This window comes from Psychrobacter sp. MF31 (assembly GCF_012847335.1).
Taxonomy (GTDB): Bacteria; Pseudomonadota; Gammaproteobacteria; order Pseudomonadales; family Moraxellaceae; genus Psychrobacter.
The window spans coordinates 232,267-253,861 of record NZ_JABBDX010000003.1 but is presented as its reverse complement, the minus strand read 5'-3'; the positions used below and the strand labels follow the sequence as shown (position 1 = coordinate 253,861).

The 21,595-nt window shown below is 45.3% G+C and carries 20 protein-coding genes; 13 read left to right on the top strand and 7 right to left on the bottom strand.

The window, feature by feature from the left end:
- The first annotated feature begins 383 nt into the window (after positions 1-383).
- The 3 genes from fadB to HF322_RS06130 all read left to right on the top strand — a co-directional run bounded on the left by fadB (position 384) and on the right by HF322_RS06130 (position 4,677).
- On the top strand, positions 384-2,543 hold the full coding sequence (gene fadB, locus HF322_RS06140) for a fatty acid oxidation complex subunit alpha FadB (protein WP_169392520.1): 2,160 nt from the start codon (positions 384-386) through the stop codon (positions 2,541-2,543).
- Between the two features lie 125 nt (positions 2,544-2,668).
- The gene (fadA, locus tag HF322_RS06135; RefSeq protein ID WP_169392519.1) at positions 2,669-3,841 is read left to right on the top strand and encodes an acetyl-CoA C-acyltransferase FadA; all 1,173 of its coding nucleotides are present in this window, start codon (positions 2,669-2,671) and stop codon (positions 3,839-3,841) included.
- A gap of 260 nt (positions 3,842-4,101) precedes the next feature.
- Positions 4,102-4,677, top strand: coding sequence for an isochorismatase family protein (locus HF322_RS06130; RefSeq protein WP_169392518.1), 576 nt, complete (start codon positions 4,102-4,104; stop codon positions 4,675-4,677).
- A gap of 92 nt (positions 4,678-4,769) precedes the next feature.
- Here the strand turns inward: HF322_RS06130 and asd are convergent, their stop codons facing one another.
- Positions 4,770-5,606, bottom strand: coding sequence for an archaetidylserine decarboxylase (gene asd, locus HF322_RS06125; protein WP_169392517.1), 837 nt, complete (start codon positions 5,604-5,606; stop codon positions 4,770-4,772).
- Between the two features lie 179 nt (positions 5,607-5,785).
- On the opposite strand from asd, the gene dtd reads away from it, so the two are divergent.
- The 4 genes from dtd (at position 5,786) to HF322_RS06105 (ending at position 9,433) form a co-directional block, all read left to right on the top strand.
- Positions 5,786-6,241, top strand: coding sequence for a D-aminoacyl-tRNA deacylase (dtd, locus tag HF322_RS06120; RefSeq protein ID WP_169392516.1), 456 nt, complete (start codon positions 5,786-5,788; stop codon positions 6,239-6,241).
- Between the two features lie 94 nt (positions 6,242-6,335).
- The gene (gene phoB / locus HF322_RS06115; protein ID WP_169392515.1) at positions 6,336-7,031 is read left to right on the top strand and encodes a phosphate regulon transcriptional regulator PhoB; all 696 of its coding nucleotides are present in this window, start codon (positions 6,336-6,338) and stop codon (positions 7,029-7,031) included.
- Positions 7,032-7,034: 3 nt separating this feature from the next.
- Positions 7,035-8,435, top strand: coding sequence for a phosphate regulon sensor histidine kinase PhoR (phoR, locus tag HF322_RS06110; RefSeq protein ID WP_223193194.1), 1,401 nt, complete (start codon positions 7,035-7,037; stop codon positions 8,433-8,435).
- Between the two features lie 320 nt (positions 8,436-8,755).
- Positions 8,756-9,433 (top strand): TIGR00730 family Rossman fold protein, encoded by a 678-nt coding sequence (locus tag HF322_RS06105; RefSeq protein ID WP_169392514.1) that lies wholly within the window; start codon positions 8,756-8,758, stop codon positions 9,431-9,433.
- A 95-nt stretch (positions 9,434-9,528) separates the two neighbouring features.
- On the opposite strand, the gene HF322_RS06100 is transcribed toward HF322_RS06105, so the two are convergent.
- Positions 9,529-11,121, bottom strand: coding sequence for an FAD-dependent oxidoreductase (locus tag HF322_RS06100; protein WP_219848181.1), 1,593 nt, complete (start codon positions 11,119-11,121; stop codon positions 9,529-9,531).
- Positions 11,122-11,694: 573 nt separating this feature from the next.
- Here HF322_RS06100 and HF322_RS06095 point away from each other — a divergent pair.
- Positions 11,695-12,129: a hypothetical protein gene (locus HF322_RS06095; protein WP_169392513.1), complete on the top strand. Its 435-nt coding sequence runs from the start codon at positions 11,695-11,697 to the stop codon at positions 12,127-12,129.
- Positions 12,130-12,236: 107 nt separating this feature from the next.
- On the opposite strand, the gene HF322_RS06090 is transcribed toward HF322_RS06095, so the two are convergent.
- Positions 12,237-12,836, bottom strand: a complete 600-nt coding sequence (locus HF322_RS06090) for a YceI family protein (RefSeq protein WP_169392512.1) — start codon at positions 12,834-12,836, stop codon at positions 12,237-12,239.
- 386 nt (positions 12,837-13,222) lie between these two features.
- On the opposite strand from HF322_RS06090, the gene HF322_RS06085 reads away from it, so the two are divergent.
- Complete coding sequence (locus HF322_RS06085) at positions 13,223-13,492, top strand: type B 50S ribosomal protein L31 (RefSeq protein ID WP_169392511.1); 270 nt, start codon at positions 13,223-13,225, stop codon at positions 13,490-13,492.
- Positions 13,493-13,951: 459 nt separating this feature from the next.
- Complete coding sequence (locus HF322_RS06080; RefSeq protein ID WP_169392510.1) at positions 13,952-14,338, top strand: hypothetical protein; 387 nt, start codon at positions 13,952-13,954, stop codon at positions 14,336-14,338.
- Between the two features lie 156 nt (positions 14,339-14,494).
- Here the strand turns inward: HF322_RS06080 and HF322_RS06075 are convergent, their stop codons facing one another.
- Both HF322_RS06075 and HF322_RS06070 read right to left on the bottom strand, forming a co-directional pair.
- The gene (locus HF322_RS06075; RefSeq protein WP_169392509.1) at positions 14,495-15,259 is read right to left on the bottom strand and encodes an SGNH/GDSL hydrolase family protein; all 765 of its coding nucleotides are present in this window, start codon (positions 15,257-15,259) and stop codon (positions 14,495-14,497) included.
- 2 nt (positions 15,260-15,261) lie between these two features.
- Entirely contained in the window at positions 15,262-16,311 is a 1,050-nt protein-coding gene (locus HF322_RS06070; RefSeq protein WP_169392508.1) for a bifunctional nicotinamide-nucleotide adenylyltransferase/Nudix hydroxylase, read from the bottom strand.
- Positions 16,312-16,589: 278 nt separating this feature from the next.
- On the opposite strand from HF322_RS06070, the gene nfuA reads away from it, so the two are divergent.
- The gene (gene nfuA / locus HF322_RS06065) at positions 16,590-17,252 is read left to right on the top strand and encodes a Fe-S biogenesis protein NfuA (protein ID WP_169392507.1); all 663 of its coding nucleotides are present in this window, start codon (positions 16,590-16,592) and stop codon (positions 17,250-17,252) included.
- A 195-nt stretch (positions 17,253-17,447) separates the two neighbouring features.
- Complete coding sequence (locus tag HF322_RS06060; protein ID WP_169392561.1) at positions 17,448-18,737, top strand: O-acetylhomoserine aminocarboxypropyltransferase/cysteine synthase family protein; 1,290 nt, start codon at positions 17,448-17,450, stop codon at positions 18,735-18,737.
- 105 nt (positions 18,738-18,842) lie between these two features.
- On the opposite strand, the gene HF322_RS06055 is transcribed toward HF322_RS06060, so the two are convergent.
- Positions 18,843-19,868, bottom strand: coding sequence for an adenosine kinase (locus tag HF322_RS06055; protein WP_169392506.1), 1,026 nt, complete (start codon positions 19,866-19,868; stop codon positions 18,843-18,845).
- 49 nt (positions 19,869-19,917) lie between these two features.
- Positions 19,918-20,832 carry a 16S rRNA (cytidine(1402)-2'-O)-methyltransferase gene (rsmI, locus tag HF322_RS06050; RefSeq protein ID WP_169392505.1) on the bottom strand — a complete coding sequence of 305 codons (915 nt, stop codon included), beginning with the start codon at positions 20,830-20,832 and terminating at the stop codon, positions 19,918-19,920.
- A gap of 94 nt (positions 20,833-20,926) precedes the next feature.
- Between rsmI and HF322_RS06045 the strand changes: the two genes are divergently transcribed.
- Positions 20,927-21,412, top strand: a complete 486-nt coding sequence (locus tag HF322_RS06045) for a YraN family protein (RefSeq protein WP_223193192.1) — start codon at positions 20,927-20,929, stop codon at positions 21,410-21,412.
- Positions 21,413-21,595: the final 183 nt, after the last annotated feature.

Here is a 21,595-nt window from a genome sequence, read left to right as displayed (position 1 = left end):
TTATCACCGTTAATTGTAGCATGATAGCGCGCGGCAAGGCTCAGCTTGGTTTATGGCGCGTGACAATCGGTTGTTTCTCGGTGATTTTGGGCGCTCATTAATACGCCTTAGGATTTGGTTACGTATTGGCGGTTTAACTTATGCGTTGATTATGATTTGATAATTGCTGAGCAAAATTTTGCTTTTTTGCCACAAATTAACTTTTTCAGAAAATGACTATTCAGTCATGACTTATGAGTTTGGATTGGCTTATGACAGCAGGCAGCGCAATCTTCTACACTAATTGCGCAAAACCGTTTGGTAATTGGCGTTAATTGTTGCTTAGCGGTCAAGATTTAATCACATTATCTTTTATAAAAATTTTAAAAATCAAGGAGCCGGACATGATTTATCAAGGAAACCGCATCACCGTCAGCATGCTGGAGGATGGCATTGCCAACATGCATTACGACGCACAAGGCGAGAGCGTCAATAAGTTTGATAAAGAGACCAATAAGCAATTTAGCGAGGCGGTCAGCGCCCTTGAAAAAAGTGATGCGGTCAAAGGGCTGATTGTCACCTCAGGAAAAAGCGTGTTTATCGCAGGCGCGGACATTACCGAATTTGTCGCCTCATTTAAGCAGCCAGAAGACGATATTAAAAACTGGCTGATTGCAATCAATGACAGCTTTAACCGCTTTGAAGATTTGCCGTTTCCAAAAGTTGCCGCGATTAATGGCGCAGCGCTTGGCGGCGGTTGTGAAATGACCCTTGTTTGTGATTACCGCGTGATGGGCGACAAGGCAATCATTGGACTGCCGGAGACTCAGCTTGGGATTTTCCCCGGCTTTGGCGGAACGGTTCGCACCACGCGACTGATTGGCATTGATAACGCGCTTGAACTCATTGCCACTGGAACGCCCAAAAAGCCGCTAGATGCGTTAAAGCTTGGCTTGGTTGACGCCACCGTTCCAAATGATGACTTGCAAGATGCCGCCATTGATTTGGTCAAAAAATGCATCTCAGGCGAGCTTGATTGGCAATCGCGCCACGATGAAAAAATCAATCCAGTGAAACTCAATCCGCTTGAGCAAGCCATGGCATTTAATAGTGCTAAAGGCATGATTTTTGCTAAAGCCAATCCAAAACAATACCCTGCGCCTGCCTTAGCAATAGAAGCGATGGAAAAGCACGTCAACCTGCCACGTGATAAAGCCATTGCCGTTGAAGCCGCAGGATTTGCCAAAGCCGCGAAAACCCCACAAGCCGAAAGCTTGGTTGGCTTATTTTTAAATGACCAACTGGTTAAAAAATTGGCTAAAAAACACAGCAAGCAAGCTCATGACATTAACGAAGCGGCCGTTTTAGGCGCGGGAATCATGGGCGGCGGCATTGCCTATCAAGCGGCGAGCAAAGGCTTGCCGATTATCATGAAAGACATCAAAGCTGAGCAGCTTGATTTGGGAATGAACGAAGCCAGTAAACTGCTTGGTAAACTCGTTGACCGCGGTAAAATCAACGCTACCCAAATGGGGCAAACGCTTAGCCACATCCGCCCAACGCTGAATTATGGCGATTTTGGCGATACCGACATTGTGATTGAAGCGGTCGTTGAAAACCCAAAAGTCAAACACGCGGTGTTAAAAGAAGTCGAAGGCTTGGTGAAAGACAACTGCATTTTGGCATCGAACACCTCAACCATTTCCATCACGTATTTAGCCGAAGTTTTGCAGCGCCCTGAAAACTTTGTGGGCATGCACTTTTTTAACCCCGTTCATAAAATGCCACTCGTTGAAGTCATTCGCGGTGAAAAATCCTCTGAAGAAGCGGTTGCCACTACCGTTGCCCTTGCCACCAAAATGGGTAAAGTTCCCGTTGTCGTGAACGACTGCCCTGGGTTTTTAGTGAACCGCGTATTGTTCCCGTACTTTGGCGCGTTTGATTTGCTGCTCAAACAAGGCGCGGACTTTGTTCACGTTGACAAAATTATGGAAAAATTCGGCTGGCCAATGGGACCTGCGTATTTGATTGACGTCGTTGGTCTTGATACCGGCGTTCATGGCGCACAAGTCATGGCAGAGGGCTATCCTGACCGAATGAAGCCGGATTATAAAGGCGCGATTCAAGAACTGTTTGAAAACAACCGCTTGGGTCAAAAAAATGGCGTGGGCTTTTATAAATATGAAACCGACAAGCGCGGTAAGCCAAGCAAACTTGCCGATGACGCCACTTATGAGCTGCTAAAAGCAACTACCGACAGCGATAAACAAGCGTTTGATGACCAAACCATCATTGACCGGATGATGCTAGCGTTCTGTAACGAAACGGTTCGCTGCCTTGAAGACAATATTGTCGCAACGCCTGCCGAAGCCGATATGGCAATGATTATGGGGGTGGGATTCCCGCCGTTCCGTGGGGGTCCTTGCCGCTATATCGATCAAATGGGCGTCAAAAACTACCTCGAGCTTTGCGAAAAATACGCGCATTTGGGCAAAGCTTATGAAGCGCCGCAAAAAATCCGCGAGATGGCAGCCAACGGCGAAACCTTTTATCCAGTGGCTTAATTTGCCTTAAATAAAAATTTTTTTAACTCAAAATTTAGCGGCAAAGCTTGGATTGAAAAGACAAGATTAAAAAGACAATAACAATCCGCATGCTTTGCCCAAACCAAATTAAAAAGGATAATGTTATGACAACGCTTAGTCCAAAAGATGTGGTCATCGTTGATGGCGTTCGTACCGCCATGGGAAAATCAAAAAACGGCATGTTTCGCTACGTTCGCGCAGATAGCATGTCGGCGGAACTGGTGCGAGCGCTGACAAAACGCAACGACTTTGACACCCGCGAAGTGGAAGATATCATTTGGGGCTGCGTCAACCAAACGCTTGAGCAGGGCATGAACATTGGTCGCAATATTGGGCTGCTTGCCGACATCCCAAAAACGTCGGGTGGTCAAACGGTAAACCGACTTTGCGGCTCCTCTATGCAAGCTTTGCACACCGCAGCTGCGCAAATCATGACGGGTCAAGGTGAAGTTTTTATCATCGGCGGCGTTGAGCACATGGGTCACGTGGGCATGATGCATGGCATTGATTTGAACCCTGAAGCCTCAAAGCATTACGCCCGCGCCTCCAACATGATGGGGCTGACTGCCGAGATGCTTGGTCGCATGAACAATATCAGCCGCGAAGAGCAAGATGCCTTTGGTCTTGAGTCGCACCGCCGAGCTTGGGATGCCACCACCAATGGTCGCTTTAAAAATGAAATCGTCGGCATTGAAGGTCACGACGAAAGCGGTCGCTTACAGCTTTGCACCGTTGATGAGGTCATCCGTCCTGATGCGACTATTGAGCAAATGCAAAAATTGCGACCTGCTTTTGACCCGAAAAATGGTACGGTCACCGCAGCAACATCATCCGCATTATCTGATGGCGCATCTGCTATGCTCGTCATGAGTGCCAAAAAAGCGCAAGAGTTAGGACTGAAACCACGAGCGCGAATCCGCAGCATGGCGATTGCCGGTTGTGATGCCGCGATTATGGGCTACGGTCCTGTTCCTGCCACCCAAAAAGCGCTGAAACGCGCGGGCATGAGCTTGGATGACATCCAAACCATTGAATTAAATGAAGCCTTTGCCGCGCAAAGCCTTGCCGTGATTAAATCCATGGGGCTAAGCGACAAACAAGACATCATCAACGTTAATGGCGGCGCGATCGCCCTTGGTCATCCGCTTGGCTGCTCAGGCGCTCGAATCACCGTCACGCTTTTGAACGCGATGGAGCAAATGGATACCGAAATCGGTCTTGCCACCATGTGTATTGGTTTGGGTCAAGGTATTGCTACGGTGATTGAGCGGGTTTAACGATAGCTTAATGATTTAAGCAAAACTAGTTTAAATAAATGCAGAAAAACCTCTTTTTTTAAAAGGGGTTTTTTTATGGAAAAGGGTAAGGATCAAACTTATGACATATAAAATAAAAATAGATGATCTGAAATAAGTTGTTACCGAAAGTTATCCTCATTGACGATGTCGACAAAATATGACTAAATAAGAGAGGCAAAATAACAAGAAACGATGACTAATTTTGGCGCACCAATTTTGCCGCCGACAAGGAGCGTACTATGTCGACCATGTTTTCTGACAAAACCTACCGAATTTCCCGCGAAAATACCCAAGCAATGGTGATTGACGTTCAAGAACGCTTAACCCCGCACATCGACGATCATGAAGCCGTCGTCAAAAAAATCGTCACTTTGGTCAAAGGCTTACAAGCGCTTGATATTCCAATTATGCTTAACGAGCAATATAAAAAAGGTCTTGGCGATACCTTGCCCGAAATCCGTGAGTTGCTGACGGCTGACAACGCCAAAAGCTTTGAAAAAGTTACCTTTAGCGCCTGTGATACCGATGAATCTTGGCATTATTTAGCTCAGCAAAACCGCAGCACCGTCTTGCTTTGCGGCGTTGAAACTCACGTTTGTATTTTGCAGACGGCGCTTGATTTACTCGATAATGGTATGCAGCCGGTCATCATTGGGGACGCGGTCGGCTCGCGATTTGCCTACGACAAAAAGCTTGCCCTGCGCCGGATTCGCCGAGCAGGTGGTGTGATTACTACCGTTGAAACTATTTTATTTGAGCTTTGCCGATCAAGCCAAGACCCTGCCTTTAAAACGATCAGCAATTTGATTAAATAGCTTTTGAAGGCGGTTTAACGCTCAATTAAATAAAAGATGAACAACCGAACCGCTAAAGCGTTAATTTTTATAACTGCTTTAGCGGTTTCTGATTAAGTTTTTTGATTAACCCCAAGCAGTTGCCCCATTTGAACGCTGCTTCCGGCACTCAAGTCAGTTTGCCAAGCAGTTTTCGCCGCTTTTGGCAACACCACAATTGCCGTTGACCCAAGATAAAATCTGCCAAGCTCATCGCCTTTATTTAAGCTTAAATTGTGTGATTGCTGCTGAATGTTTGGCGATCGCTCAATTTTGCCCGTGGCGACCGTTTCAATGCCAGCAACGATCATGGCGCCGACCATCACCACCGCTGCGCGACCAAAGTCCGTATCAAACAGACAAACCAAGCGCTCATTTCGAGCAAATAAATCAGGAATATTTGCCGCCGTCACGGTGTTGACCGAAAACAGTGACCCTGGAACGTAGCGCGTCTGCACGAGCGTGCCATCAAAGGGCATATGAACGCGGTGATAGTTGCTTGGCGCCAAATAAACGGTCGCAAAGCTGCCATCAATAAAATCGTTGCCATCATCACGATCAGCAAGCAGCTGACCAATCTCATAATAGCGACCTTTAGCTTGTAGCAGTTTTTGTTTGTCAATGCCGCCAAGCTGCGAGATGACGCCATCCGCCGGACTTAAAATGCCATTTTCGGTGGTGTCTAGTTGACGCGCGTCATTTTTTAATTCGCGGGTAAAAAAGTCGTTAAAGCTGTCATAAGCGTTCAAGCTTTCGCGCTCATAATCGTCAAGGGTGATGCCGTAAGCTTTGGCAAAGCTTCGGATGATGGCGCGCTTGACAAACGGATGGCGGCTTTCGGCGAGGCGACCTGCAAGCAGGCTGAGCTTTTGCTGCGGGACGATTTGCTGAAGTGAGGTAAATAAGGTCATAATACTGTCCAAAAATTTGCTAAAAATAAAACTTAGTATAAGTGGGTAAAAATTGCCTTATGGTATCATGCCGGCAAGCCTTGCGATCATTTGTAATGGAAAAGTAATGGCTTGGTTTTGATACTATGTTTAGCAAAGCTTTGAGTAAAATTGGTCGATCATATCAATAAAGGAGCGTTATGAAAGCGGTCATTCAGCGGGTCAGCCGCGCTTGTGTTCGCGTTGATGGCGAAACTGTCGGCGCCATCGACCACGGTATTTTGGCATATATTGGCATCGGTCATGACGATGATATTGAAACGGGCAAAAAATTAATTGATAAAATACTGACTTACCGCATTTTTGAAAATCAAGACGATGCACAAAAAGCTGGAAAGCTTGATTTAAATGTGGCGCAAGTGGGCGGCGGTTTGTTACTTGTGCCGCAATTTACCTTGATGGCAAATACAAACAGCGGTCGCCGTCCGGATTTTGGCGGGGCGATGCGACCGGATTTGGCAAAGGCGCTATTTGATGAGGTTGTCACTTACGCCAAAGCCAGTTTTGCAAGTGTTGAAACGGGGCAGTTTGGCGCAAATATGCAGGTTGATAATAGTAATGATGGTCCATTGACCTTTTTATTAGAAGTGCAATAATTAAGGGTGATCATGAACCAGACCATCATTGTCATCAAGTTGTCATAATTTTCCGGTTTAATAGGTTGGCACAGTTATGGGAGAGAGCAGATCAATGAGTCAAAAGCCAATTTTAATTGTTGAAGATGAAGCCGCCATCCGCGAGATGATCGTGATGACGCTTGAATTGGCGGGGTTTGACTGTTTGCAAGCGGCGGAGGTTGCTGAGGCGCATCAATTGGTGGTTGATCATCGCCCAGCATTAATTTTGCTCGATTGGATGCTACCGAACAACCAAAGCGGCATTGATTTTTGCCGGATGCTTAAAAAAGACGCGCTGCTTTGTGAGATTCCGGTCATTATGCTCACGGCAAAAGGCGAGGAGGATCATAAGGTTCAAGGCTTGGACGCTGGAGCTGATGATTACATCACCAAGCCCTTTTCAACGCGCGAGCTGGTGTCGCGGATCAATGCGGTGCTGCGCCGAGCTCAAGGGATCACTGCGGATAAGCGGATTGAGGCCGGCGCGCTTTGCCTTGATCATAGCAGCCGCCGGATCAGCGCCTCCGGTCAGCATTTAGAGCTTTGTCCGACCGAGTATCGCCTGCTCGCATTTTTTATGAGCCATCCTGAGCGCGCTTATTCTCGCGATCAGCTGCTTGATCAAGTTTGGGGCAGCACCGTTTATATTGAAGATCGCACCATTGATGTTTATATCAGGCGGCTGCGAAAGCTGCTTGAGCCTTACGGCTGCTCAAAAGCCATCCAAACCGTTCGCGGCATTGGCTATCGTTTTTCCATTCAAGACTAATCCATGCCAACAGAAAACCTCGACCCAGCCGCAAGCGCTTTGCAACCTGCCAATCCTGAACCAAAGGATGCTTTATTGCCCATGAGCGCGCCCGAAGCGCCCGATCATAATGCCAACTTTCAAGCGCCGTCGGTTTGGGCGGATGCGCGCATTTTTATGCTATGGCTTGTGGTTGCGGTAGTTGTTGGTGCTTATAGTCACTATTGGGGGCTGGGATTTTTTGTTGCCTTTATTGGCTATGGGCTTTGGCGGCTGTATCACACTCAGCGCTTTTTGGCTTGGATTGCCGAGCCTACCAACAACCCGCCGCCTGACATGGCAGGAACGCTTGGCGCGGTGGCAACCCACCTTTATGAGCGGCGCAAACAAGAACGGCAAGCGCAATTGCAACTTTTGGGATTGAGTAAAAAAATCAGGAGCTCCTTGTTGTCTTTACAAAATGCTGTGATTTTGCTCAACGACCACGATGGGGTTGAATGGTGGAACCAAGCCGCCGAAAAGCTATTATCGCTCACCTCTGCCGATAAAAATAACAGCATTTTAAACCTGATTCCGGTGAGCGAGTTTCATCATTATTACAAAACCGCAGCAACGCCTAACAACGGCATTCATTTGGTATTTTGGCAAAATCCCAACCGTTATTTGAAATGTGAAGTCACCCATTTTGGCAGTGAAAAGCTGCTCATGATTTATGATGTCACGCGCTTGCAGCATTTAGAGCACATGCGCCGCGACTTTGTTGCCAATGTCTCGCACGAGCTGCGAACGCCGCTGACCGTTTTAATGGGTTATTTGGAAACCTTTTCTGACCAGCCGGATATCGCGCCAAACTGGCGCCGCGGCTTTGAATTGATGACCCAGCAAACCGTTCGCATGAATAACATCGTGAACGATTTGCTGCTGCTCTCACGCCTTGAAAATGACGAAGCGCCCGACCAAACTTGCATCGATATGCCTGCGCTCATCACCCAAATTTTTGAAGAAGCTAAAACGTATAACAAAGACTTTGGTCATAAGATTAGCCTTGATATCCAAAGCCAGCAGCATATTTATGGCGCGGTGCATTATCTCACCAGCGCCCTGCAAAACTTGGTCGTCAACGCCATCAAATACACCCCAAAAGGTGGCAACATCATCATCACTTGGTGCGAAGGTACATCGGGAATGGAGTTCTTGGTGACCGATAATGGTATCGGAATTGCGCCCCAACATATCGAGCGCTTGACCGAGCGTTTTTACCGCGTCGATAGCGGTCGCAACCGTGATGCTGGCGGCACAGGGCTTGGTCTTGCCATCGTCAAACACGTCCTTTATCAGCATGATGCTCGGCTGCAAATTGATTCAATCGAGAATGAAGGCTCCATTTTCCGCATTGTTTTTGCCAATCGCCGCAATTGCTTTTAGCTTTTGCGCTCATTTTTTTAGATTTTCCCCATCAAATTTAGCTTTAGTCATCGCAATTTAAATCCTTACTTTCTTACTAAAAAGTTAAGAACAACATATCCATTACGCAGCAATAAACTGTGGTAACCAAGACCACTTTTAGCGTATGCTAAGATAAAGTTGCAATAACAGATCAGTGAAACAGTGATAAAAAATTAAGATAAAAAAGTAAGTTGATATGAAAACCAATGGGCTGAAAGTTTGAAGTTATTTGAGAGGGTCAAAACTAATCTAATAATCATAATAATGATGAGCCAAAAACAAATATTGAAGGAGATTTTATGCAAATGACCATTAATAACCACAATTATAACGTACTAACGGGTCGCGATATCGCTCATATTGAAGCGGCGATCGACAAATCCACACTTGAGATGCCACTGGTTGCCGTTTATTGCGGCTCACGACTTGGCAACGATGCCGTTTATGAGCAAGCCGCGCGCGAGCTTGGTCAAAAGCTTTCACAAAATGGCATGGGGCTGGTTTATGGCGGCGCAAGCATTGGTCTTATGGGCGCTGTTGCGGACGAGATCATCAAAGGCGGCGCGCAAGCCGTTGGGGTGATTCCAACCTTTATGCTCAAGCATGAAATCGCTCATGATGCCTTAACGCGGCTGCATTTGACCGACACCATGCACACGCGCAAAACCGTGATGGCAGAATACGCCGATGCGTTTATCACCTTACCGGGTGGTTTGGGAACGCTTGAGGAAATTATGGAAATCGCCACGTGGCGCCAGCTGTATCAGCATGAAAAGCCGATGATTATTTTAAATATTAATGGCTTTTATGATCGATTGGTTGAGCATTTGGCATTTACCGCTGAGCAAGGATTTATGAAAAAAGACGACCTTGAGCGCTTGGTGGTTTGTAACACCATTGATGAAGCCATTGATTTACTTCATGTGTTGGTCAAAATTGATGAGCCGGTGGATACCGATAAAATGGCAGGAAGCTAGCCATTTTAAAGTAATATTGCAATCAGGAAAAACAAAAAGGCGGCATCAATTCCGCCTCTTTTTTATTTATTTTTAGTTAAAATTTTCATCGGTCATCATATTGGCGTTAAGCTATTGAGCACCACCTCGCGGATACCATGATTGACCCGCGCCATTGATGCAGGAAAGCCGCGATCAATTGCCAAATCACGAGCCACGGCATCGATATGCGAGCCATCAAAATAAGCCAAATATTGCCATTCATGCTGCTGACGGCAGTGCTGATAGGGCGTCTCATCAACCATATTAAGCGCTGTCAGTTGACCGACAATCTCATCCGCCGCGATCAACGTTGAGGACGCTTTGACATTTTCGGCGCGAGCATAATGCAAGTTAGGGTAAAGGCTGACATCCGCAACCCGAAGCGTGTCATCAACCCCTGGAATTTGCTGAGCGCCAAACAGCGCATTTTGGGTCGTTCGGGCGCTATTAAAGGTTGGGACAAACTCCGCCACATATTCAATGGCTTGCTGAGCGCGGGATTGTAGCGCTGATTTGTCCCAGCCCTTATCAATATAATCGACGTATTTTTTAGGAAGCGGCGGCTGAGCGCTATCCTCACTTGAAGCGACCAAGCCATCATTAAATAAAGTGATAAATTTGCTCATGCCATGAATTTGAAAGTAGCCATCCGGATAGGGCGTTAACTGCGCCATGCCCTCAGGTGTCCCACGATCACCGTAAATGATAATTTCCGGGATTTGACCGCCTGCGTTGTCCCAATGGGTCACATAAGACGACTTAAACTCCACCATCCGCGTTACCGAAACGCCGACCAAATCATCAATGACGCCGGTTCGAAACCCTGCCGCATTGATTAAAAAATCGACTTCAACCGACTGAACTTGTTCATTTTGGCGTTGATAATCAATGCGCCATTTGCTCACATGATGATCCGCGTTGGTGCAGTTTTCACAATCAAGCGGGGCAACGTTGTTCACGATCGTGTTGGTCAATACATGAGCGTTAGGGTATTGCTCAAGCGCAAGCTTTGCCGATGCTGCTAATCGAAAAATATTCCAGCCGTATTCTTGAACGGCAATGAGTGGAAATTTGACCTTATTTAAGTCCAAATATTTGGCAACCGGAATCATCCAGTCATCAAGCGTTGAGGGCACTTCCACCTGAGGCAGTTTTGCCAACTCAAGCAAGCGCTCATGAGAATATAACTGATAATAATCGCTTGGCTCGCCCAAGGCTTTATTATTCACATCATGATCGACAAGGGCTTGATACGCCTTTTGCAACGTCTCAAGCCTTGGCAATAAATCTTCTGGCGCGCCCTCATCGCGGTTGGGAACGGCAAATACCGTTGGGCGAATATCGATGGTATAAGGATAAAGCCTGACAATATCAATGCACTGCTCAAGCAGCGCCACGCAGTCCTCATCAGGAATTTCGCGGTACAAGTTGCCGCCGGCATGCAAATGACACATCGGCGGACCGTCAATCAGTGACGCCTTTTGTTCAAATAAAAACGTCTCAACCCCAAGCGCTGCCAAACGAATGGCAATGGTCGACCCTGCCGTTCCCCCGCCTAAAATTCCCACTCGCGATGCGGTTTTGGCGTTATTGGCAACGCTGAGCCTTGATTGAGGCGTTGAAGCTTTGGCGTGATCTGATTTAGAAGTTTGGGTCAACGGGATCATTGGTTGGTTACTGTCCTTTGTTGGCAAGCTGATTTGATAATTCAGCCAGTAGGGCGCTCTCATTCTTATTATGATTTTAAAACGCGATCACCCTTTTGGGAGTTGGAATATCAAAAATTTGGCGTCAGTGATTAGATAAGGCTAGTTTACAAAAACTGCGCCACATTATCGCTATAGATACGTAAGTGGTTAGGTAAGTTTTGTCAATGAATGCTAAATTTCGATAACAGATAACATGCGACCATTTGTCAAATCAGAAGTTGGTTAAATCAAAATTAGAAAAGAAAATCTACCGCTAAATTTATATATAAAACTTTGTTTACCTTTAAAAGTAAGGATTCATCATAGTTCGTTATTTATTATGTAACTGAACAATAGTATTGTAGCGATAGCTTAACAGCATCTCCCGTTTTTAAAACAGCAATGATATAGTAAAAATCGCTAAAACGAGGACAAGCAAAACGAGGATAACTAAATTGCGATTGGTTTTTTAACATCAATTAAAAGATATAAAGCAGGTCAAGTTTACTTTTTATTACAATTGTTTTTTATTACAATTATAAGGATATTATTATGAAAAACACGATTTTACTTTCAGCATTGGTGGGTGTTTTAGCAGTATCGGGATGTTCAACGCTCAAAAACGTGGTTGGCGAGGACAATTCAGGGATGCATGAGGTTCACAGCACCACCTCAATGACCGCTCCTGTCACCAGTAAAAATGGCATGTTGGTCGATTCTAAAAACCATATGACCCTTTATACTTTTGATAAAGACTCAATGAACAAATCAGAATGCGGCTCGGCGTGTCTGACCCTTTGGCCGGCATTTTTAGCGCCAAGTAATGCCAAAGCGTCAGGGCAGTTTGCTGCCTTTAAACGCGAAGATGGCAAATACCAATGGGCAATGAATGGCAAACCGCTCTACTTTTATGCCAATGACAAAAACGCTGGCGATAAAAATGGCGACAATAAGCTTGATGTTTGGCACATTGTTCCAATTCGCTAAGATTTAGCGCTAAACATTTAGACTTAGCAAAAAAAAACAGCAACTTAGAGTGCTGTTTTTTATTTGATTTAACGATCACCCACTTTGCTTAAAAATCGCCGAGTGGCTTATTTTCCTGTTTTTTCGACCAATTCGCCATCGATTTGAATGGGTACTTTGGTGGTGATGCCATCAGCAAAGGCTTTCATTCCAAAAGCAGTGCGATCAATTATGCCCGTGGCACGAAAGCCAATGACCGGCTTTTTGGTCATCGGGCTGTTGGCAATTTTTTTCAAGGTCACATCAAGCGTTACTGGTTTGGTCACCCCAAGTAAAGTCAAATCGCCCGTAACTTTAGCTTGCTGTGGGTTATAAAAATTAACCTTGGTGGATTTAAAGGTCATCGTTGGGTATTTTTTAACGTTAAAAAACTCTTCTGAGCGCAAATGATTGTCGCGAGCTTCAAAAGCGGTGTTGATGCTACCCGTGTCAATGACAAAGTTCATCGACGTTTTATTGGGGGTTTTGATGTTGTAGTTAAGCGTTCCGCTAACTTTATCAAAATGCCCCATGGTGGTCGAAAATCCTAAATGCTCCACCGAAAAGCCCACGCGCGTGTGCGAGTTGTCAAGCTGCCATTGGGTGGGTAGCGCGGCATTGGCAGCGGTTGCCAGCAGTAAGCTTACGCCTGCTAAGGTGTTAAGAAAGGGTTTGCTCATTAATTTCATGATGGCATCCTTAAAAGTTTGAGGGAAAAAGACAGAATAATGAATTAATCGAATCATAAGTTAATGCTTGTTTTAACAACAATGCCTATTTAACAATATAGCGGTTAAAACAGCGGCAGTAAATTATCAAATTTATACTATAAATACTTAATAATGTCTGTTTATTTATGTGATATTCTTAACAATAGAGTTTTATCAGACGCAAATTTCTTGCAACTTTTTTCTAAAACCGTTAAAATCGCGATTTATTTTTCCCGCTGGGGAAGGCTAAGCGTGCATCAATGTGGTGGTGAGTGCCAAAATTGTTTGGTGACTTTTTTGCTAGATTGACAATGTCCTTAGTGCCTCAGTTTGAGCCAAGCTCACCGGACTTAAGAGAGTGTATTATGCGCAACGATATCCATCCTGATTACCACGACGTTTTATTTCACGACACCAACGCTGACGTTTACTTTTTGACTCGTTCAACGGTTAAAACCAAAGCCACTCGTGAATATGAAGGCAAAGAATACCCATATTATCCTCTTGATATCTCAAGCGCATCGCACCCATTTTACACCGGTGAGCAGCGTAAAGCATCAACCGAAGGTCGTGTGGCAAGCTTCAACAAACGCTTTGGCGCGTTTGGTAGCCGTAAGAAAAAAGCCGCTGAATAAGCTGGCTTTTACCTTATTGCTAAAAAAGCCGCTGAAATGTCAGTGGCTTTTTTTTGGCTAGATTTTTTTGGTTTTAGCCATACTTTTGAGACTGAATGCTTAAAACTATTGAATCAATTATCATCAACACTTGCTATCAAACTGGTTATTTTATTTCTTAATGTCATTAATACTTCATTTTTTTTAATTCTTTCGTCAAAGTCTTCTCGCCAAATCAAGAATTCAGAAAAGCTGCCGTTGCCTGAATTCATAAAGCTATAAGTGTTACCAATACTCTCAATAGTCGCTTTGGCATTTTCATGAATTTATTGTAGCCCTTACATGATGTCCAATTTTATTATGCAACTATAAGTTGTTATTATTGCCTTGTCTAATTAACAGCTATTAAGTTAAGTTCGCTTCTTCAGCTTAGTTTATTTAGGACAGGTAGCGAAGCATAAATCATTAGGAGTAAGTAAAATGATTTTAAAGGTAGACTTTTCACGAGAAGTTATTTGTATTGACGAACCTATTCCTTTCAAAGAAATTAGTGATATTCCTTGCTTGTGCAAAGTTCGAGGAGATAAATTCCTTGTAGAGTTCGTCACTACTCATACTAAAATAGAAGGTACATTAAAGAACTGGTCAATAAATGCTTTGAATGATAGAGCGCCATCTGGTGCAGGAGGGGAGTATACTTACTATCAATATGGGCTTATATCGATCAAATATATTGATAAAACAAACTATAAGGTTTTATCATTGAATTTATTCTTTAATGACCATGGTTGGCTTCCATTTATTGAAAATGAGGGATATGCAACTCCTAAACAATTTTGGGACGATGAACCAGAATGGTTGTTATGAGATCAATTAAAAATGTTGAGTCCAAGAAAGCTATATAGTAAATTCTAAACAAAACAGATACGCTTTTTTCGACGCCCTAGTATGAATTTTTCTCGCTCGCTGCTGCCAAGCTCACAGAGGCGGCAAAAAATTCATCCTAGCATCCCTATATTAGGTTTATACAAAATTCACTATATAATCAGCAAGCTGGCCTGCCCAAACGCCATAAGCTTTTGGACTTGGGTGAAAACCATCAGTTGCAAACATCGTGCTTAATGCTTGCTTATCAGTCAGCGTTGGCGCGAAATAATAGACGCCTTTTTTACTTTCGCAAATCTGCTGTAATTCAGTATCAAGTTGCTGAGCTTTATTTTCCAACAGCTGATTTAACGGTGATGGCAAGGCAGGCATGTCGCTCATTGGCGGTAAACTTGAAAAAATAATAAAGCGCGCGCCAAATTTGCGCTGACTTATGGCGATAATCTCAGCGATATTTTTTTGCCACTGAAGCTTGCTGATATTTTTGGTGACATCGTTCACGCCAATGCAAATGACCATCACCTCAACCGACTGCTTAGGCATAACAAACAACCGCTTAAGTAAATCAAAGCTACTGTCGCCCGATTTGGCATTAAGCGACCAATGGATGGCGCTATAATTGGTGGTGGCATGGTCAAAAAAAAGGGCTTGTAGATTGTTCGCTAAATTTTGCGCTAAGCCTTCAGTTTGCAACTCACAGCCCACGCCCGCCGCTGACGAATCACCGACAATCATAAGATTTAGCATTTGCACAGTTGGCAAGCTGCTATCAATAATAAGCGTTCCTTGCCGCTCGCCTTTGGGTTCAGGCAAGCGAAGGGCTGATTTTTTGACCTGCTTTGCTTGGTATAGATAAATGGGCGCAAGGGCGGTGTGTTTTAGCAGAGTCAAAGATTTTGCCATGATTAAATCCCAAGCAGTTTTTGAATAATGGCTAAATGGTCTTGAAATATTCTTTTTGAGTCAAGCTTAGCAAGCGGCAGCCAAAAAGCGCGTGCGGCATCATCACTGCCTTTGATTTTCGGTAAGCCTTTTTCTTTACTGGCTAATTCAAAATAAAACGCTTGGGTAATGACGCGACCAAGTGGTGAGCGGTCAGGGTCATCAAAGGTCAACTGGCGCTGATAAGCTTGCTTGAGCTCGTTTTTGGAGACCTCAATTTGCGTCTCCTCAATCAGCTCGCGAAGACAAGCGTCAATCAGCGCCTCGTTAGGATTGAGAAAACCACCCGGAAGCGCCCACTGACCCTTGCCTAAGTCGCCGCCGCGCTCAACAAGCAAGATATGACCCGACTGAACGACAACCGCGTCAACCGTTGCAAAAATTGGCGGGTAGGGCGCCGCTTGCCATTGGCTTTTGTAATCGGCAACAAAGTTTGCTTCATCATTTAGGGTTTTAAAGTCGTCGGTTGTTGCAAATTCTGTTAAAAACTTGCATGTGGAATCTGGGATTGGCTCATTGTTTAAGTCATCGATAGATTTTTGACCCAACAAATACGCTTTGCGAAGTGGGGTTGCTGATAGGTTTTGGTAGTTGGCAACCGACTCTGCGCCCCAATGCGGAAACAGCGCCAAATAATACGAGGAGCGGTCTTTTAAATAGCCAATGATGCCGATATTGTTGTTTAAATCCTCAGTGACGCTCAGCACTGTCGTTTGGACGTTTTTTAGCCAGCGCGTGTCGTTATAAAGCGCGTCAGCTAAGGGTACGCAATGAATGCGCTTGACGTCTGTTTCTGAATACGCGCCCAAAATCATTTGCTCACGCTCGCAAGTGGTAAACGGATTGCGAAAGCTTCGCGGCTCGTTTGCTGATCCGATGAGTACGATCACCTCATCAGCCTTTTCAAGCGCCGCATCAATGACCGCTTTGTGACCCAAATGAAATGGCTGAAAGCGCCCAATAAAGACCAAATAGCGGTAAGGTTTTGCAGACATTTTGCTGGATTTGGTCATGGCATGATCCTTTTTATTGGGCTGTTATTATTTTTAAAGCGCTTGGCGGCGGCAAGTTTTCTGTCATTTTTGCAATTGCGTAACTGCTTAGCGCGGTGTTAATAAGAACGCGTTAGTTAAATTCACAGTAGCAAGGTCGGAATTGTATCTTGATTGCGCAAAAATAGCCCTTATAATATTGATAAAGAAAGTAAGCGCAATTTGCTTACTTTACCCTTATTTTGCTTGATAACGCAGCTGTTGGCTGTCAGTTATCAATGAATTACCAAGGATTCAAAATGACCGACCATGCCCAACCTGACGACGCGGTTTCTGCGCTTGATTTAGAGCAAAGCGACATTAAAAGCAACATCACCATCACCGAATCGGCGCAAGGCTATCTTGCCGATCTGCTCGCCAAGCAAAATACCGATGGTATTGGCGTTCGTATTTTTGTTGAAAACGCTGGAACACCGCGAGCTGAGTGCTGCATGGCGTACAATCAGCCAGGCGAGGAAGATACTGCCGATTTGCGCTTGGATTATGATCACTTTTCAGCGTTTATTGACGCGCCCTCGGTGCCGTATTTGGAAGATGCGGTGATTGATTATAACAAAGACCGCTTTGGGGGTCAGCTGACCTTTCGCGCGCCCAATTCTAAAGTGCCAAAAGTCGGCGCGGACGCCAGCGTTGAGGAGCGCATCAATTATGTGCTGCAATCGGAAATCAATCCAAACTTGGCGGCTCATGGCGGGATGGTCGAGCTGTTAGAGCTGATTGAAGAGGACGGCATTGGGCTGACGGCGGTGCTTAAATTTGGCGGCGGCTGTCAAGGCTGCTCGGCGGTCGATATGACGCTTCGTCAAGGTGTTGAGGTACAATTAAAACAGCAAATTCCTGAGTTGACCCAAGTGGTTGATGAAACCGATCACACACGGACGGAAAACGCGTATTATAAATAAGCTATAACTGAGCGTTGGTCAATAAGCGTTAGTTTGATTTGGCATAAAATCGGCATTGAATAGCGGTTTTAATCATAAAGAAGCTGGGGTATGATAACTTCAGCTTTTTTTTATAACAAAATTTTAACTGCATACTATCAATCATTTTTTAAGGACAACATAATGAGTAACGGACAACCTGACAACCCAGCCCAAATGCAGCATTTAGAAACGCTTGCCATCCACGCGGGCTACACGCCGGAAGTCACCACCAAAGCCGTTGCTGTGCCCATTTATCACACCAGCTCGTATGCGTTTGATAACACTCAGCATGGCGCAGATTTGTTTGATTTAAAGGTTCAAGGCAACATTTATACCCGAATTATGAACCCAACCAATGCAGTACTTGAGGAGCGCGTGGCAGCGCTTGAAGGCGGCATTGGCGCGCTTGCCGTTGCTTCCGGAATGGCGGCAATCACCTATACCATCCAAACCATTTGCGAGGCGGGCGACAATATCGTTGCCGTATCAACGCTTTATGGTGGCACGTATAATTTATTTGCCCATGCATTGCCGCGACAAGGCATTGAGGTGCGCTTTTTTGATTATCAAAATCCTGAAGCCATCCGCGATTTGATCGATGATAAGACCAAGCTGATATTTGCCGAAAGTATCGGCAACCCGCTTGGTAATATCATTGATATTCAAGCGCTAAGCAATATTGCTCATGAGTTTGGCGTTCCGGTGGTGATTGATAATACGGTAGCGACGCCTGCGCTTTGCCGACCGTTTGACTTTGGCGCGGACATCGTGGTTCACTCGCTGACCAAATATATGAGCGGAACGGGGACGTCAATTGGTGGCGCGATTGTAGACAGTGGTAACTTTGCTTGGGGCAATTATCCGGAGCGATTTGCGCTGCTAAATACGCCGGATGCCAGTTATCATGGGGTAAATTTTGTCAAAGATATTGGCGCGGCAGCATTCATTGCTCGCGCTCGCGTTGCGCCTTTGCGAAATATGGGCGCCGCACTGAGTCCATTAAACGCCTTTAGCATTTTACAAGGGATTGAAACGTTAAGCCTGCGAATGGAGCGCCACGTTGAAAACGCGCAAGCGGTTGCCGAATATTTAAAAGGTCATGACAAAGTGGCTTGGGTGAAATACGCCGGACTTCCCGATCATCCAGACTTTGAGCTTGCGCAAAAATATATGAAAGGCACGCCGTCTGCGATTTTAACGTTTGGTGTTAAAAGCAGCGGTGAGGGCAGTGGTCGCGAAGCAGGTGGTCGCTTTATTGATGCGCTCAAATTGATCACCCGCTTGGTGAATATTGGTGATGCCAAATCGTTGGCTTGTCATCCGGCAACGACGACGCACCGTCAGCTCAATGGTCAAGAGCTTGAGCAGGCAGGGGTCAGCGAAGATATGGTTCGCTTGTCGATTGGCATTGAACATATTGATGATATCAAAGCTGATTTGGAGCAAGCGCTCGCCGCTGCTTAACTTTGCTTTATCAAGCTCATAGTAAAAAAACCCATCATGGCGATGGGTTTTTTTATTGTTTTTATAAAGGATTAAAAAGCAGTTTTAAAGCTGATCTAAAAGTCGTTAAGCGACCAAAACACGGCGCGAAATGTCTTGATAGTCGCTTGAGTCAAGTCGGGGACCAAATTGCCCAATCACTTGTGCAGCAACTTCGCTGGCAAGGCGACCGCATTCATGAAGGCTGTAATGCTGTGATAAGCCGAATAAAAAGGCGCCAGCATAATTGTCGCCTGCGCCGTTGGTATCGATGACATGATTAACGACAGGTGTTGGAATGTCAAAAAAGTTGGGTTCAAGGTCTGCATTTTGAGCCGATTTTTGCGCAATCAATGCGCCATTTGCGCCATCAGTGATAACGGCAATATTGCAATACTCAAGCAGCGCGCTTGCGGCAGCTTTGAGCGGCTGTTCATTGGTAAATAATCGCGCTTCTTCGCTGTTGCAAAAAATCACTTCAACGGTATTGCCAAGCATATTGAGCAGTCCGTCTTTGGCAAACTTGACTACCGCAGGGTCAGCAAAGCTGAGCGCAATTTTGGTGCCGTGAAGCCCTGCTTGCTGACGAAGCTGCGTCATGGCAGGTTGGATGCTTTCAGACATTGCCAAATAGCCCTCCAAATATAGCCAGTCCGCTTGGATAAGCGCGTCAAAGTCCACATTATCCGCGCCAATCTCGCTTGAGGTGCCAAGATAGGTTTGCATCGTGCGCTCGCCGTCATTGGTGACCGCCACCACGCAAGAGCCAGTCACGCCGCCTTGATGAATGGATTTTTCGGAAGTGGCAACGCCGGCTTGGTTTAAATCATTGAGATAAAACTGACCTTGAGCGTCATCGCCAACGCGGCAAGCATAAAACGGCTTTCCGCCCAAGCTTGCAAAGGCAAACATGGTATTTGCCGCCGAACCGCCGCCCGCTTGCTTAGATGGCGCGATATTGGCGAGTTGAAAATACGCCAAAAGCTGTTGCTGCTCCTCAAAATTGGCAAGGGTCATGTTGCCGCGCGTCAGTTCAGTTTCCTCAAGTTCAGCATCGCTTAACACAAACTCATGGTCCACTAACGCATTGCCAATCGCCATCACATCAAACATGACCGTCTCCTAAAATAAGTGAAATAAAAGTTAAATTAAAATAAATACGTTACAAGTTTTGGTCTTTTTCTTGTAGCTCAAGCAAGCGCTGATACAAGCTGTTTTTTTTCATTCCAGTCATATCGGCGGCAAGGGCAGCGGCTTTTTTTACGCTTAAATCTTGAAGCAATCTGATCAGCAGCTTATCGACACTGTCCGCGTTATCGTCTTCTTGCTGAGCGCCGCTCACCACCAGCACAATTTCGCCGCGCTGTTGATTGTTATCATTTTTTACAAACTCAAGTAGCGCTTTGAGCGTTGATTTATGAACGGTTTCAAAAGTTTTGGTCAACTCACGGCAAAAAGTAATCGGGCGAGCCTCGCCAAAAACGCTTGCTAAATCCTCAAGGCTTGCCACGATTCGGTGCGGCGCTTCATAAAAAATGAGCGTTTCAGTTCGAGATTTAAGCGCTTCTAACTGCTTTTGTCTGCCATGCGCTTTTGCCGGTAAAAAACCAATAAAGCTAAAACGGTCAGAGGGCAATCCTGCCACTGACAGCGCGGCAATCGCGGCTGACGCGCCAACAATTGGTGATACGGTCACACCTGCTGCGTGAGCTGCTTGAACCAACTGAAATCCAGGATCGCTGACAAGAGGCGTTCCGGCATCACTAATCAGCGCCACCGAATGACCATTTTGAATCATTTCAATCAGCTTGGGCGTTTGCACGGCGCTGTTGTGCTCATGATACGCCCAAAGTTTTTGATGGGCGCTTCCTGTCTCGTCTGCCAATTGTTTGGTGGCGATATTAAAATGATCAAGCAGCTTTTTTGAGGTTCGCGTGTCCTCGCAAGCAATGATAGCGACCTCTTTTAGCACGCTTATAGCGCGCGGCGTCATATCCTGCAAGTTGCCAATTGGGGTGGCGACAATATACAGCCGAGCTTGAGCGCTTGCTGCGTTATCCAAATCATTGCTTGCCATAATTTTCACCATTTGCTGCGTGGATTAAAATCGCACTCAAATCCGAACAGTTTACCATGATATGCTATGATAAAAAGAATTTGCGGACAATATGATGAAAGCTTCTCAGCCTAAACCACCTTTTTCATCAACAACGCCACTAACAAAAAAGCCAATGTCAAAAAAGCCGACGTTAAAAAAGCCATTGATGCTTACTAGCCCGTCACAACAATCGGGGGCGGCATTTGAAGCCCTTGCTTGCCAGTTTTTACAAGATCATGGCTTGACGCTGATTGCGCAAAACTGGCAGCAACATAAAGTGGGCGAAATTGACCTCATCATGATGGCACAACGTGATAATGATGACTTGGCAACGCTAGTGTTTATTGAAGTTCGCAAACGCCGAGCCTCAAATTTTGGTAATGCCGCCATGAGCGTCAGCTTCGCTAAACAAAAAAAGCTTATTAAAACGGCGCAGTATTTTTTACAGCAGCATCCTAAGTTTGCCGATTGCGATTGCCGATTTGATGTGGTGACATTTGATGGTCAAAGTTTAACGCCCGATTGGATGATCGGCGCATTTTTGGCAGAAGCTTGGTAAAAATAAGCGCCAAGCTTTAAGATTAGGGGTTGAAAAGCTTGAATAGTTTGAAATTTAACGACATTAGTTTTTTAATTTGACCTTTGTTGGTGGTTAAGACAGTTACCAACAAGTTAACGTTACCAAAATGCTAACCCAATTTGGCAAAAATTAAGTAAAGTAAGCGCCACGATTGCCGCCTAT

What these genes read in the sequence shown, in the direction of transcription:
- fadB (WP_169392520.1), top strand. Translation starts at nt 384, where the DNA reads ATGATTTATCAAGGAAACCGCATCACCGTCAGCATGCTGGAGGATGGC.
- fadA (WP_169392519.1), top strand. Translation starts at nt 2,669, where the DNA reads ATGACAACGCTTAGTCCAAAAGATGTGGTCATCGTTGATGGCGTTCGT.
- HF322_RS06130 (WP_169392518.1), top strand. Translation starts at nt 4,102, where the DNA reads ATGTCGACCATGTTTTCTGACAAAACCTACCGAATTTCCCGCGAAAAT.
- asd (WP_169392517.1), bottom strand. Translation starts at nt 5,606, where the DNA reads ATGACCTTATTTACCTCACTTCAGCAAATCGTCCCGCAGCAAAAGCTC.
- dtd (WP_169392516.1), top strand. Translation starts at nt 5,786, where the DNA reads ATGAAAGCGGTCATTCAGCGGGTCAGCCGCGCTTGTGTTCGCGTTGAT.
- phoB (WP_169392515.1), top strand. Translation starts at nt 6,336, where the DNA reads ATGAGTCAAAAGCCAATTTTAATTGTTGAAGATGAAGCCGCCATCCGC.
- phoR (WP_223193194.1), top strand. Translation starts at nt 7,035, where the DNA reads ATGCCAACAGAAAACCTCGACCCAGCCGCAAGCGCTTTGCAACCTGCC.
- HF322_RS06105 (WP_169392514.1), top strand. Translation starts at nt 8,756, where the DNA reads ATGCAAATGACCATTAATAACCACAATTATAACGTACTAACGGGTCGC.
- HF322_RS06100 (WP_219848181.1), bottom strand. Translation starts at nt 11,121, where the DNA reads ATGATCCCGTTGACCCAAACTTCTAAATCAGATCACGCCAAAGCTTCA.
- HF322_RS06095 (WP_169392513.1), top strand. Translation starts at nt 11,695, where the DNA reads ATGAAAAACACGATTTTACTTTCAGCATTGGTGGGTGTTTTAGCAGTA.
- HF322_RS06090 (WP_169392512.1), bottom strand. Translation starts at nt 12,836, where the DNA reads ATGAAATTAATGAGCAAACCCTTTCTTAACACCTTAGCAGGCGTAAGC.
- HF322_RS06085 (WP_169392511.1), top strand. Translation starts at nt 13,223, where the DNA reads ATGCGCAACGATATCCATCCTGATTACCACGACGTTTTATTTCACGAC.
- HF322_RS06080 (WP_169392510.1), top strand. Translation starts at nt 13,952, where the DNA reads ATGATTTTAAAGGTAGACTTTTCACGAGAAGTTATTTGTATTGACGAA.
- HF322_RS06075 (WP_169392509.1), bottom strand. Translation starts at nt 15,259, where the DNA reads ATGGCAAAATCTTTGACTCTGCTAAAACACACCGCCCTTGCGCCCATT.
- HF322_RS06070 (WP_169392508.1), bottom strand. Translation starts at nt 16,311, where the DNA reads ATGACCAAATCCAGCAAAATGTCTGCAAAACCTTACCGCTATTTGGTC.
- nfuA (WP_169392507.1), top strand. Translation starts at nt 16,590, where the DNA reads ATGACCGACCATGCCCAACCTGACGACGCGGTTTCTGCGCTTGATTTA.
- HF322_RS06060 (WP_169392561.1), top strand. Translation starts at nt 17,448, where the DNA reads ATGCAGCATTTAGAAACGCTTGCCATCCACGCGGGCTACACGCCGGAA.
- HF322_RS06055 (WP_169392506.1), bottom strand. Translation starts at nt 19,868, where the DNA reads ATGTTTGATGTGATGGCGATTGGCAATGCGTTAGTGGACCATGAGTTT.
- rsmI (WP_169392505.1), bottom strand. Translation starts at nt 20,832, where the DNA reads ATGGCAAGCAATGATTTGGATAACGCAGCAAGCGCTCAAGCTCGGCTG.
- HF322_RS06045 (WP_223193192.1), top strand. Translation starts at nt 20,927, where the DNA reads ATGAAAGCTTCTCAGCCTAAACCACCTTTTTCATCAACAACGCCACTA.